The following is a 13,206-nucleotide window of genomic DNA, read 5'->3' on the forward strand; positions in this document are numbered from 1 at the left end:
AAACTGTGCCAGGCGCGTGCGTGCTGCACCGCACGCGCACCTTATCAGTGAGTTAACGCCGGAAATGGGTGCAATGCACCTTATTGGTGCAGAAGCTGCTGCGCGACCGGTAACCAGATTTCCGTCATTGCTCCCTCCCCGCCGGTGAAAGGATCGCGCTTCGGCATGGGTACGCGCTGAATCTGCGCCTGAGAGGTTCTCAGAAAACGCGGTTCATCGCGCAGCGTTTCCGGCGATATACCTTCAGGATAGGCGCCAACGGTGAAGAAATCCTCACTGGCGTGGATCTGTTTATGGCCGACCCCCGCCGGGATCAGCACCGCATCCCCCTCGCGCAACGTCACCATGCGACCACTGTCGCCACCAAATAACACTTCTGCCCAGCCCGCGCCAACACCGATTATTTCATGCGTATTCGGGTGGTAATGGGTATACGGAAAGATGGGAGAACGCCACGCAGCGGGCCAGCCGTTGCGGGTAAAAGTTTCTTCAAACCAGATGGCGGTGTCCTGATTTTCCTCGTCTTCGCTGTCGTTGTCGGGGGCAACCCCCGGCCAGATGATCAGCGGCAACGGATTATTCGGCACCCCGCCAGACGGGATAGATAACATCAGATGCTGCGGGTTACTGGAAGCCCCTGCGGAAAAGGTGCCAGCGGCGAAAGACATCAGTAACAGCAGGCTGGATGGGTAGACAGTCATACTCTTTCTCCGGTTAGCCACGTTGCTTAAGTGTGGCAAAAACGGATGACAATACAATGTGCTCAGGCCCGCAAAATTCACATAAAAGCATGATTTTGCTAACTAAAGCCAAATTAATGATTAACCTCTTTAACATTTTGGGCGTAATGACCTTGCCCTGCGATTTTGTGCGCAACTGTTATAAAAATTCTTCACTGATCTGTGTCTGCCGCCCTTCACTGTTACGTGCTTTACTGGCAGGCAGTGAAAGAGAGGTGAACAATGGACGCCATAAAACAAATCCTGCTTGATGAAATCGCCACACTGAATCGCGAAGAACGTCGCGACAATTTGCCACGTTTTAGCTTTTCGTTTCTGAAAACGCACCCTGGCCTGTGGGCGGTGATGTACTTGTGCTACGGGCTGTGCGTGGCGCTGATTTTTTCCACCGACATGCTCGGCTGGCCCGCATTCTGGTTTGCCACGGTTTTCGTGCTGGTGATGAGCTTTTTAATGCTGCTGGATATCAATCCGAAATACCGCTTTGAGGACATTGATGCGCTGGATCTGCGCGTTTGTTACAACGGCGAGTGGTATTACATTCAGCCGGTATCCTCCCAGGGCATCAACAAGATTCTGGATAACCCCGGCACGCCGGACCGTGTGCGTAGCGGTATTCATCGCCTGATGCAGCAGAAAGGCGAAGTGGATTTTTACGATGTGTATTACCTGACCTGGGGACATCGGCAGGCAGCGCAGGTTTAAATTTAACCTGACCGGCATACTGCACATCTCCTTCTCCCGCTAGCGGGAGAAGGTCGGGATGAGGGAGTCTGGCCGCAAAAGACTGCGCGATAAATCGCGCTGCTACGGGTGCAGTTGTTTGATTAACTGACCTAATTTTTCCACCGCCGCTTCGGCGCGCGCATCCCACGGCCAGGCAGTATTGAAGCGGAAGCAGTGACGGAAATCTTCACTGCTGGAAAATAGCTGCCCCGGCGCGATACTGATCCCCTGCTCTAACGCCAGATGATAAAGCTGCGTGGTATTGATGCCCTCGGGTAAGGCTACCCATAAAAAGTAGCCGCCCGGCGTATCGCTGATGCGGGCATCCGCTGGCAGTACCTGACGCAGCGCAGTGCGTGCCAGCTGTTTACGTTTTGCTAAGGTCTGACGCAGCCGTTTCAGATGGCTGTCATAACTGCGGGTGGAGAGAAAATCCGCCAGCGCCAGTTGCATCGGCGCGCTGGTGGAGAGCGTACTCATCAACTGAATACGCTGGACACGTTGCGCATGCCGGCCCGCCGCCACCCAGCCGATGCGAAAGCCCGCCACCAGATTTTTCGAGAAGCTGCCGCAATGCATGACATCACCAAGGCGATCAAAAGCTTTCGCCGGTAATGGTTTCTCCTCGCCAATCCATAACTCACTGTAAACATCGTCTTCAATCAGCGTCACGCCATAGCGCGCCAGCAGCGCCACCAGTTGTTCCTTGCGCGTGTTGCTGAGAGTAAAACCCAGCGGATTTTGCCGGTTGGTCATCAGCCAGCAGGCTTTGACCGGCCAGCGTTGCAGCGCCTGTTCCAGTTCGTCAAAATCAATGCCCTGCTCGACATCACTGGCTATGGCGATGGCGTTCAGCTTCAGGCGTTCAATCGCCTGCAATGCACCATAGAATGAGGGATTCTCTATCACCACCCAATCCCCCGGCTCGGTTACCGCCTGCAAACTCAGGTTGAGGGCTTCCATCGCCCCGTTGGTGATCACGATGTCGTCCGGTGAAATGGTGATCCCCTGCTGTGCGTAGCGTTGCGCCAGGATTTTGCGCAGCTCAGGGTTACCGGGCGGCAAATTGTTGAGCGCGTCCGTCGGTTTCAGGTTATGCGAGACTTTGACCAGCGAACGCATCAACTGGCGCTGAGGAAACAACTCCGGATCGGGGAAGGCGGAACCAAACGGCATAATCGCCGGATCGCGTGTCGCCTGGAGGACATCAAATACAAAGCTGTTGGTATCGGTCTGCTCCAGGCGTTCGACCGTTTGCGTCGCCAGACGCGGTCGCAGTGCCGCAGCGCGCGGCGCAATGTAATAACCGGATTGTGGTTTTGACAAAATCCAGCCCTGACTCTCCAGCACTTCGTAGGCGTGCATCACCGTCATCAGGCTGAGGCCGGATTGATCGGCCTGCTGACGCAGCGAAGGCAATTTTTCTCCGGGTTGCCAGATATTGGCTTCGATTTGTTCGCGCAGTTGATCGACCAGCTGCTGGTATTTCGCCACCTGAATCTCCGTCAGAATGTAATGTGGGGATTTTCCCTCACCCTAACCCTCTCCCGCAAGCGATTGTAGTGGCGCGATAAATCGCGCCACTACTCTATGCAAAATGCTTATTTCGCCGTCTCTTCCAACACGCCAACAAACTCCGGCAGTTCGCCGATGCGGTCTGGCGGCAGGGGCCGCCCCAGCAGATAACCCTGCAATGAATTACATCCCAGCCCGGTGAGAAACGCCTGTTGTTCCTCGGTTTCTACCCCTTCGGCCACCACTTTTAAATCCAGCGATTGCGCCAGCGCCACAATCGCGGAGACGATGGTGGCATCTTCCGATTTCGCTTGCAGTTCATTGACGAAAGCACGGTCAATTTTCAACTCACTGGCCGGTAAACGTTTGAGATACAACAGGCTGGAATAGCCGGTACCAAAATCGTCAATCGAGGCTTTCACCCCCATATTGGTCAGTTCCGTGAGAATACGCACGCTCTCTTCAGGATCGCGCATCGCCGTGGTTTCGGTGACCTCCAGCGTCAGCAGCTCTGCCGGAATCTGGTGCTGAGTTAAGGCGGTGGTGACGGTTTCCACCAGATTGCACTGCTCAAACTGCAAAGCCGACAGGTTCACCGCCACCGACCAGTGAGGATGCCCCTGCAAATGCCAGCTATGCAGCTGACGGCAGGCTTCGTTAATCACCCAGTTACCAATATTGACGATCATCCCGGTCTTTTCCGCCATCGGCAGGAATTTGTCCGGCGTCAGCAGGCCGCGCGTCGGATGCTGCCAGCGCAGTAAGGCTTCAAAACCAATAATGGGTCCACGCGGTGCGCAATATTTCGGCTGGTAGAACAACCGCAGCTCGTCATTATCCAGCGCCTGCCACAGATCGTTGTTCAGTTGCAGTTGGCTTTGCGCCAGGGTGTTCATCGAGGGCTGGAAGAAGTTGTAGCCGTTGCGTCCGTTGTTTTTGGTGTGATACATCGCTGCATCCGCATTAAACATCAGCTCGCGCTCATCCACACCATCGCCAGGGTACACCGCGATACCGATACTCAACGACACCACCAACTCGTAACGCGAGATGCTGAACGGCTTCTCGATCGCTTTCACCAGCGCATCAGCCGCCGCCGCCGCATCATTAGGATCATCAATCTCAATCAGCAGGACAAACTCATCGCCTCCCATGCGCGCCAGGGTGTAATGCCCTTTCATCTGCCCGGTCATGCGCTCGGTCACGGCAATCAGCAGGTTGTCTCCGACATGATGACCAAAAGCATCATTGACCGCTTTGAAGCCATCCAGGTCCATAAACATCAACGCGAAGTGAGACTGTTCGCGGTCAGCTTTGTTGATCGCCTGATCGAGGCGGTCTTCCAGCAAAATACGGTTCGGCAGGCGCGTCAGATTGTCATGCAGCGCCAACTGTGCCAGTTCCCGGTTCGCCTCCGCCAGTGAACGGGCCAGGATCGAGGTGCGCGCCTGCATGCGAGCATCGAGCATTGAAACCAGCAGAGTGATGCCGAGGATCGCGAGCGTCACTACCGTCACCAGCATTGCCAGCCAGTTGCTATTAACCCCCATATGGGTAGCGTGGCTGTGCATCGGGAAATTCGCCGCCGCCATACCCGTGTAATGCATACCGGCAATGGCACAGCCCATTACCACCGACGCGCCAAGACGCAACAGGGTGACGCGGCCAGTGCCTTCACGCAGAGTAAACGCCAGCCATAGCGCCACGCCAGAAGCCACCAGGGCAATCGCGACAGATGCCGCAACCCAGTAACCATTCCAGACGATGCCAGGCGAGAACATCAGCGCCGCCATGCCGGTGTAGTGCATTGCCACCACGCCAAAACCCAGCACCAATGCGCCACCGCACAGTCGCGACCAGGGCAGTTCGCCCGAGCACACCAGCCACAATGCAAAGATCGATGCCAGCACCGCAATCACCATCGATGCCACGGTGAGCAATGGGTCGTAACTCATCACCATATCGAGGCTCATCGACAACATGCCGATAAAGTGCATCGCCCAGATGCCCACCCCCATGGCAAAGCCGCCGCCCAGTAGCCATACCAGCGCTGATTTGCCACTGGCAGTCGCTACTCTTCCCGCCATATCCAGTGCCGTGAAGGAGGCCAGCATCGCCACCAACACCGAGACGATGACGGTATACCAATCGTACGAAGTCACTAACATAGTGAGTTCCCAAGTCATAGCTGGATTAACAGCTGTGGTGTTGTTAATAAAACGTAAAATATATAAATATTATTGTATTATTTATCGGCAGTCATGCTGCCGTTATTGGTCGTTGAACGATGAAAGATTACGATTCAGAAAATCAAAATTGCTCGTCACGCACCCGCCATGGGTGCGATATTTTCAGGAATAACCAGCGGTGCGCCCATTGTCATCGTGAACTCGCCGATACGATCTGCCGGGGTAGGTTTGCCCAGTAAATAACCTTGCAACGTATCAAAACCCAACCCGGTTAATAAGCGTTGCTGTTCTTCCGTCTCCACACCCTCGGCGACCATGCGCAAATTCAGGCTTTGTGCCAGGGTAATCATCGCACTGACGACGGTGGCGTCTTCGCTGTCGGCACGCAGACTATTGATGAAGCTACGATCAATTTTCAGCTCGGTCGCTTCAAGATGTTTCAGATGCAGCAGATTGGCATAACCAATACCGAAATTATCAATCGCGACCTTCACCCCCAACTGGTGCAGCTCAGCAATACGTTGCTGACTGAATTGCGGGTCGCGCATGGCGATAGTTTCGGTAATTTCCAGCATCAACGCGCCTTCCGGTAAAGCATGCCGTTGCAGAATTTCACTGATGCTGTCGATCAGGTCGCGCTGATGGAATTGCAATGCCGACAGGTTAACGGAGACGCTCCAGTGGCTGTTCCCCTCTTCATGCCATTGGCGCAACTGGCGACAGGCTTCGTTGATCACCCAGTTGCCCAGCGCGATGATCTGCCCGGTTTTCTCCGCTCGCGGCAGGAACATATCCGGCATCAACAAGCCACGGCGCGGATGCTGCCAGCGCAGCAGGGCCTCAAACCCCATCAGCAAGGTCCCACCGGCACGAAACTTCGGTTGATAAAACAGGCGCATCTCCTGATGTTCCAGCGCGTGCCACAGATCATTAGCCAACGCCAGCTGGTGCTGCGCAACCGTGCTCATCGCCGGTTCAAACAGGCACCAGCCGTTACGCCCACTGTGTTTGGTGTGATACATCGCGGAATCGGCGTTGAACATCATCTCCTGCTTGCTGCGGCCATGCAGCGGGAAGATGACGATACCAACGCTGAGTGACACCCGTAGCGAATAACGGTCGAGTTCAAAAGGGGCATCGATGGTATTCACCAGGCGCTGGGCGATAGTCGCGGCCTGTAAACCGTCACTGTCGGGACTGAGTAGCACAAATTCATCGCCCCCGAGACGCGCCAGAATGACATCCTCACGCAGTTGATTACGCAGGCGCGCAGCTACCGCGACAAGTAAGCGATCACCAACGTGATGTCCCCAGGTATCGTTGACCGCCTTAAAGCCATCCAGATCCATAAACATCAATGCGAAGGTTTGATCGTTGAGCGTGGCATGTTTGACGGCAGCGTCCAGTTGCTGCTCCAGCAACACCCGGTTAGGTAAGGTTGTGAGATTGTCGTGCATCGCCAGTTGGCGTAATTCATTGTTGGCATGCTTCAGCTTCGCTGCCAGTCGCGCCGCGCGTAGCTGCGCATCCAGCATCGACAGCAACAACGTGATCCCAAGGATGGTCAGGGTGATGATGGTCACCCATACTGCCAGCCCCTGATCGCTGACACCGTGTTCCATCATGCTGCTGGTGTTGTTGAACTGCGCAGCGGCCATTCCGACATAATGCATTCCGGCAACGGCAGCCCCCATGACCAGGGAGGCACAACCCCGCATCAACAACAGGCCATCGCCCTGGCGCAGATGAAATGCCAGCCAGAGCGCAGCGCCGGATGCGGCATAAGCAATCAACACCGACAACGCAACCAGCTCGATATTCCAGTGAATGGCCGGTTCGATCATCAGCGCGTTCATGCCGAGATAGTGCATCGCCACCACCCCGCTGCCGAGGATTAACGTACCGCGCACCAACCGACGCCATGTCAGGTGGCTACCGCGTACCACCTGGGCAAACGAAAAGATGGCTGCGACGATCGCCACCGCCAGTGACCATGAGGTGAGCGGCACATTGTAACGCATGGTCATCGGTAGCATCATCGCCAGCATACCGATGAAATGCATCGCCCAGACACCAATACCCATCGCGGTGCCACCAGCCACCAACCACAAACGAGCGATGCAGCCACGAGACACCGCAACGCGTCCGGCAGTATCCAGTGCCGTAAATGAGGCGATAAAAGCGACGATTAATGAGCTCGTCACCAGAACGCTATCCCAGGTAATCAGCAACATGAGCGCTCCTCACTAACCCGCTAGCGAGCAGGTGCTGAATTATCGAACAGGAACAAAGATTAAAAAGCATGCATAAACGGTCAGTTAACTTTTAAAGCGATGCAGCCGCTAATCGAGCCAGGAGAATCTGGGGATTAGCGCGCTGGGGCTTTTTTATGTTCATTATCTATCGCTAAGTGGAGAATCGTTATTATGTCTGATTAATGCATGAACATAACACTGAACCTTGCATCGCGGTAGAGGGAGAAATAATTCCTTGTTTAGTTTTTTTGACCTGCCGGGATCCCTTGCTATCACTGAATTATCGGCGAATTGAATAAATTGATTAGGGAAAAATTATTGGTGGACCTGACAGGCTTCGCTTTGCTGAACTATAGTAAAGAAAACTGATATAAATCATTTCCCTGCCGCATAAGAACTTTCTTAGACAGCAGGGGTTTTGCTGTACCGCCAAACATGGCTTCTTGTTATTTTTCGGTTGATTTCATAAATACATCATCAGGTGAAAAAGCACTGACCCTGGATAATCAGTAAGGAATGATTATGAAACTCAAGCTTTTTCTTTTGGCCGCCAGCCTGAGCGCCACCTTCCCGCCGTACGCTGCTTTCGCTGCCACCACAACGGGAACCATTAACGCGACGCTCACCCTGACTACCGGTTGCCTGGTGAATGGTCAATCAGCCACGACCGGGGTGAACTTCGGTACATTAAACTTCGGTAGCAGCGCTGCCACTTTTGATACATTGAATGCCACCCTGGTTGGGGCATCTGGCAATGGTATCTATGTTCGCTGCACCACCGGTCAAACCTTTAACGTGCAGGTCACCAGCAGCAATGCTGCGCCAGCCACCATTTATGGCACCGTGAGTGGACAACCACGCTATTTAATCCTCGGTTCCAACAACACACAAGGCATCGCCTACACCCTGTACAGCGATGCAGCCTTCACCACCGCTATCGCCAATAACACCAATATCGCGCCGAGCGGAACCACCGACCCAACCCTGGGGACCAACTACGCCATTTATGGTCGCGTAGTCGGTGGTGGTTTCAACCCGTTAATTCCGGCGGGAACCTACACCGATACCATTAACGTTGCTGTGAATTACTGAGGCAGAAACTTCGGTTAAACAGGGTGAGAGTGGTCAATGGGTGGACGCGCATTGTTGGCGGTCTGGCCCTGCTGATAGGGAGTGTCAACGCCTGGGGGTTGCCGAGCGCAACCTTTCAGGTCTCTGCCTCAGTGGTGGCTGGCTGCGTGGTTTCCGGTACTAATCCCGGCGTTTTTGGCACGCTCAATTTTGGCACCCAGTCTGGCGTCGCCAGCAACAGCGTCAGTGCCACTTTTGTCCAGAGTTCCACCATCAGCCTTGCCTGCACACCAGGCACCACGGTCAGCATGTCAATCAATGGCGGCAGCAACTACACCACCACCCGCAACCTGAAACTGGCCAGTTTCACCAATACCGTGGCCTACAGCTTATACAGCAACGCCAGCCACACCACCGCGATTGGGGTGAATTCACCCATCACGCTGAGTTACAGCAACGCCAACAACATCACGTTGCCGATTTACGGCGTGTTGCAGTTACCCGGGCCGACGCGCGCCGGGGTTTACACCGATACGCTAACCGTCACCCTGAGTTGGTGAAGGAACAACAAAGAAGGAATAACACATGAAAAACCTGCTGCTGATATGGCTGCTCACGTTCAGCGCTCTCAGCCATGCTGCTAACTCGTTGATGATCTGGCCGATTGATCCCGCCATCAATCCCGACGACAAAGCCAGTGAGCTTTGGCTGGAGAACCGTGGCGATGCGACCACCTTAATGCAGGTACGGATTTTCGCCTGGCAGCAGGTAAATCAACGTGAACAATATCAGACCCAGACTGAGGTGGTCGCCAGCCCGCCACTGGTCCGCGTCGAGCCGGGGCAGAAACAGCTGGTGCGCTTAATCAAGCAAACCCCGCCTGCTGCCGGTCAGGAGATGGCCTATCGCGTGGTACTGGATGAAATCCCTACGCCACGGAGTCCCGGTGCCAATCAGGCTGGGCTCACTTTCCAGATGCGCTACTCGGTGCCTCTGTTTGTGTATGGCAGCGGTCTGACTGTCGAAAGTGCCAAACCCGACCTGAGCTGGCAGGTGGAGAACAGCGGGGGCAGGCGCTGGCTGCTGTTGACCAATCACGGCAACGGCCATGCGCGCCTGAGCAATGTCACGATTGGCGGGCGCAAGCTGGGTGACGGTCTGTTCGGCTACGTTCTGGCAAACAGCAGCAATCGCTGGCCGCTTAACAGCAGCGTGAGCGGCGAACTGGAGGCCGAGATGAATAAAGGCCACTGGCGTAGCGCTGCTCTGCGCTAATGCGATTTTCGCCACATCCCTGCGCGCTGGCGGTGACCAGCGCCCTGTGCTGTCTGATCCCCCTGATAAGTAGCGCGGAGACGTTCTCCGAGCTGCCGCCTCCTCCTGCCCTGCAAAATAACGCGGCGGGACAGCAATACATGCTGGAGCTGATCATCAATCAGGGAGAACAAGGCAATATCGTCCCGGTTGAACAAAAGAACGGGGATTTTTGGCTGCGGCGCGGCGATTTGGAACGCGCCGGGATCCCGGCAGACAAGTTGCAGGGCCAGCAGATCAATGTTAACCAGCTGAACAGCGTCAAAGTGGATTATGACAACCAACGTCAACGCCTGCTGCTGACCGTTCCCCCGGCCTGGTTACCGGGCCAGGTGATTGGTCAGTCGCACAATGGCCCGCGCTATCCCGGTCGTAGCAGCACGGGAGCGCTGCTCAATTACGACTTCTACGCCACCCGCACCGATCATAGCGGCACGCGTCTCGCGACCTGGAATGAGTTGCGCTTATTTGGTGCTGCCGGACAATTCTCCAGCAACGGCGTGTGGCAGCAGCAACTGGAGGGCAGCGCTCCGCAGCAGCAGCAGGGTTATATCCGTTATGACACCTGGTGGAGTAACGAAAACGAGGAAGCGATAGTCAGCTGGCGCGCCGGGGATCTCATCACCGATTCTCTCTCCTGGAGCAACAGCGTGCGTCTCGGCGGCGTGCAGATTGGCCGTGACTTCAGCGTGCGTCCGGACCTGGTCACTTACCCGTTGCCACAGTTTTCCGGCCAGGCGGCGGTGCCGTCCACCGTTGATCTGTTTATTAATGGCTATCGTTCCAGCCAGGCCAACGTTCAACCCGGCCCCTGGTCACTCACCAATGTCCCCTTTGTCAACGGTGCTGGCGATGCGGTGATCACCACCACCGACGCGGTGGGCCGTCAGGTCACCACCACGCTGCCGTTTTACGTTTCCAGCAATCTGCTGAGACAAGGCTTGTCCGACTACTCATTTTCCGCCGGGGCGATGCGTGAAAATTACGGCATCAAAAACTTCGACTACGGCGCAGCCGCGGCCAGCGGTTCATATCGCTACGGTCTGACTGACTGGCTGACGCTGGAAACTCACGCCGAAGGCAGTGATGAGGTCGCGATGGGCGGTGCTGGCGGTCAGGTGAAACTCGGCAGTTGGGGAGTGATCAATGGCGCGCTGGCGCAGAGCCAGATGAGCGGTAAACCCGGCACGCAATATAGCTGGGGTTATCAGTACAACAACAGTTGGCTCAGCCTTGGCACGCAACACACGCTGCGGACCGTGGATTTTGGCAATCTGGCGCTGGTAGGCAATCGCAGTGACTCGGAGGACACCTCTTATTCGCTGGCACGTCGCAGTGCGCAATACACCGCCAGCGTGTCGATGAATCAATACGGGAGCCTCGGACTGGCGTACCTCGATATCAACAGCGGCGATGGCGAACGTACACGCCTGTGGAACCTGTCGTGGAGCAAAAATCTTTGGGGTAACAGCAGCCTGTATATTTCCGCCAGCCGCGATCAACAGCAAGGGGAATGGAGCGGAGCCATCTCGCTGGTGATCCCGTTTGGCGAACAAGGCAGTGCTTCGGTCAGTATGGAACGCGACCAGCAGGGAGAAAACAACCAACGCATTTACCTGTCACGCGCCATGCCGAGCGACGGCGGTTATTCGTGGGATGCTTCCTGGGCTAATCAGGGCGGCAACAGCGGCGATTATCGCCAGGGGAGCCTGCGCTACCGCAACAACAAAGTGGATACGTCGGCGGGCTTTTATGGCGACGACGATAACATCACCCAGTGGGCAGATTTCAGCGGCGCGCTGGTGCTGATGGATAACCGCCTGTTTGTCGCCAATCAGATCAACGACGCCTTTGTGCTGGTGAAAACCAACTATCCCGACGTCAACATCCGCTACGAAAACCAATCAATGGGACGCACCGATAAAGAAGGTTATCTGCTGGTTCCGTCGATTAGCAGCTACTACGCCGCGAAATACGATATCGATACGCTGGACTTGCCTGCGGATATGACATCACCGCGTGTCGAACAGCGTTTCGCCGTGAAGCGCCAGAGCGGCTATCTGCTTAATTTCCCGGTAGAGAAACTGCGTTCTGCCAGCGTCATTCTGCATGACAGCAACGGAAAACCGCTCCCCGTCTCCAGCCAGGTGCTACGTGCCGGGCAGGCAACCGAGTATGTCGGCTGGGATGGGATTACCTGGATGGAGAACCTGGAGGCCAGCAATCCTATCCAGGTCACCACGCCGGATGGTCGTAGTTGTCGCACTGAACTCACGATCGCCAATGGTCAGCCGCTGGCGCTGAAAACCTATGGCCCGCTCACCTGCGCGTTGCCACCGCCGCCACCTGGCGCTGCGCTACCCAATAGCGAAAACTCTACAACAGGCATATCACCATGAAAAAAATGCTGCTCCTGCTGACGTTGTTACTGTTACCAGGTCTGGTACAAGCCGCCTGTAGCCTACCTGCATCAACCGCCAGTTTTGGCTCGGTCACCACCTTTGTGGTCAATTCGACCATCAGTTCCACCTCAACCACCGCAAACGTGAACTGTGGCGCAGGTTCAGCCCTGACCTTATTAGGAACCAACCAAATTACCTTTCAGCTTGCCAGCGCGTCCAACGTCAATGGCACGCGTGGCACCCTGAAACGCAGCGGCGATACCGGCAGCGATAACATTCCGCTGCGCCTGTGTATGGACAGCGCCTGCGCCACTGAGCTGACAGTGGGGGGGGCGACCTATACCTTTTCACAAGCGGTGCTGGCGAACCTTGCCGGTCTGTTCGGCAGCCTGAACTTTGCCTTGCCGGTGTATCTGAAAACGGTGACGGGGCAGACGGTGGCGGCAGGTACCTATACGGCGACGCTCAACCTGTACGTCACCTATAACATTTGCACCAGCCTTGGCGTGGGTGGACTTTGTCTGACACCGCAGACCGGAACCGGCACCATTCCGATTACCGTGACGGTGGTGATATCGAATGATTGCACCACCATCACTGCACCTAACGTCAGTTTTGGCAGCGCGCCACTGGTCAGCAGCTTTTCCACCGTGCAGCAGACCATTAGCGTGGTATGCAGCAAAGGCAGCACCTATACCGTGGGCCTGAGTAATGGCAGCTATGCGGCGAATGGCGTGCGGAATATGGCGAGTGGCACCAACCGGTTAAGCTATGACATCTACCAGGGAACCACCACCACCACACGCTGGGGACCCACCGGTACGGACCGCTGGAGCAGCAGCACCTCAACGACCGTCAGCGCCGATGGCCTGACACGCGGCTATACCTATACCGCGCAGATTCTGACCACGCAAAATACCCCGGCTGCGGGTAATTACACGGATAATGTGGTGGTGGATTTGTCGTTTTAGATTTTTCCGTAGCGGCGCAATTT

10 protein-coding genes are annotated in these 13,206 nt (G+C 55.6%); 6 read left to right on the forward strand and 4 right to left on the reverse strand.

Annotated features, from left to right (window positions below; all coding sequences use genetic code 11):
• Positions 1-80: 80 nt before the first annotated feature.
• Positions 81-701, reverse strand: coding sequence for a cupin domain-containing protein (locus AC6I8T_RS17615; RefSeq protein ID WP_021183418.1), 621 nt, complete (start codon positions 699-701; stop codon positions 81-83).
• Between the two features lie 261 nt (positions 702-962).
• On the opposite strand from AC6I8T_RS17615, the gene AC6I8T_RS17620 reads away from it, so the two are divergent.
• Positions 963-1,445: a YlaC family protein gene (locus AC6I8T_RS17620; protein WP_021183419.1), complete on the forward strand. Its 483-nt coding sequence runs from the start codon at positions 963-965 to the stop codon at positions 1,443-1,445.
• Positions 1,446-1,547: 102 nt separating this feature from the next.
• Here the strand turns inward: AC6I8T_RS17620 and AC6I8T_RS17625 are convergent, their stop codons facing one another.
• From AC6I8T_RS17625 to AC6I8T_RS17635, 3 genes are all read right to left on the reverse strand, one after another.
• On the reverse strand, positions 1,548-2,960 hold the full coding sequence (locus AC6I8T_RS17625) for an aminotransferase-like domain-containing protein (protein ID WP_208723606.1): 1,413 nt from the start codon (positions 2,958-2,960) through the stop codon (positions 1,548-1,550).
• Positions 2,961-3,067: 107 nt separating this feature from the next.
• Positions 3,068-5,149 carry a putative bifunctional diguanylate cyclase/phosphodiesterase gene (locus AC6I8T_RS17630; protein WP_208723605.1) on the reverse strand — a complete coding sequence of 694 codons (2,082 nt, stop codon included), beginning with the start codon at positions 5,147-5,149 and terminating at the stop codon, positions 3,068-3,070.
• Between the two features lie 155 nt (positions 5,150-5,304).
• Positions 5,305-7,404, reverse strand: coding sequence for a putative bifunctional diguanylate cyclase/phosphodiesterase (locus tag AC6I8T_RS17635; protein ID WP_497834190.1), 2,100 nt, complete (start codon positions 7,402-7,404; stop codon positions 5,305-5,307).
• A gap of 543 nt (positions 7,405-7,947) precedes the next feature.
• Here AC6I8T_RS17635 and AC6I8T_RS17640 point away from each other — a divergent pair.
• From AC6I8T_RS17640 to AC6I8T_RS17660, 5 genes are read left to right on the forward strand one after another with little or no spacing between them, the layout of a single operon-like run.
• Positions 7,948-8,517 (forward strand): spore coat protein U domain-containing protein, encoded by a 570-nt coding sequence (locus tag AC6I8T_RS17640; protein WP_013510497.1) that lies wholly within the window; start codon positions 7,948-7,950, stop codon positions 8,515-8,517.
• A gap of 29 nt (positions 8,518-8,546) precedes the next feature.
• Positions 8,547-9,056, forward strand: coding sequence for a Csu type fimbrial protein (locus AC6I8T_RS17645; RefSeq protein WP_036625498.1), 510 nt, complete (start codon positions 8,547-8,549; stop codon positions 9,054-9,056).
• Between the two features lie 25 nt (positions 9,057-9,081).
• Positions 9,082-9,771, forward strand: a complete 690-nt coding sequence (locus AC6I8T_RS17650; RefSeq protein ID WP_021183425.1) for a fimbrial biogenesis chaperone — start codon at positions 9,082-9,084, stop codon at positions 9,769-9,771.
• Entirely contained in the window at positions 9,771-12,209 is a 2,439-nt protein-coding gene (locus AC6I8T_RS17655) for a fimbria/pilus outer membrane usher protein (protein WP_497834191.1), read from the forward strand. The genes AC6I8T_RS17650 and AC6I8T_RS17655 overlap by 1 nt, the downstream gene beginning before the upstream one ends.
• On the forward strand, positions 12,206-13,183 hold the full coding sequence (locus tag AC6I8T_RS17660; protein ID WP_208723601.1) for a Csu type fimbrial protein: 978 nt from the start codon (positions 12,206-12,208) through the stop codon (positions 13,181-13,183). Before AC6I8T_RS17655 ends, AC6I8T_RS17660 begins: the two co-directional genes overlap by 4 nt.
• Positions 13,184-13,206 lie beyond the last annotated feature (23 nt).

The sequence above is a fragment of the Pantoea sp. X-Soil-OKNW-556 genome (assembly GCF_059730695.1).

What these genes read in the sequence shown, in the direction of transcription:
- AC6I8T_RS17615 (WP_021183418.1), bottom strand. Translation starts at nt 701, where the DNA reads ATGACTGTCTACCCATCCAGCCTGCTGTTACTGATGTCTTTCGCCGCT.
- AC6I8T_RS17620 (WP_021183419.1), top strand. Translation starts at nt 963, where the DNA reads ATGGACGCCATAAAACAAATCCTGCTTGATGAAATCGCCACACTGAAT.
- AC6I8T_RS17630 (WP_208723605.1), bottom strand. Translation starts at nt 5,149, where the DNA reads ATGTTAGTGACTTCGTACGATTGGTATACCGTCATCGTCTCGGTGTTG.
- AC6I8T_RS17635 (WP_497834190.1), bottom strand. Translation starts at nt 7,404, where the DNA reads ATGTTGCTGATTACCTGGGATAGCGTTCTGGTGACGAGCTCATTAATC.
- AC6I8T_RS17640 (WP_013510497.1), top strand. Translation starts at nt 7,948, where the DNA reads ATGAAACTCAAGCTTTTTCTTTTGGCCGCCAGCCTGAGCGCCACCTTC.
- AC6I8T_RS17650 (WP_021183425.1), top strand. Translation starts at nt 9,082, where the DNA reads ATGAAAAACCTGCTGCTGATATGGCTGCTCACGTTCAGCGCTCTCAGC.
- AC6I8T_RS17655 (WP_497834191.1), top strand. Translation starts at nt 9,771, where the DNA reads ATGCGATTTTCGCCACATCCCTGCGCGCTGGCGGTGACCAGCGCCCTG.
- AC6I8T_RS17660 (WP_208723601.1), top strand. Translation starts at nt 12,206, where the DNA reads ATGAAAAAAATGCTGCTCCTGCTGACGTTGTTACTGTTACCAGGTCTG.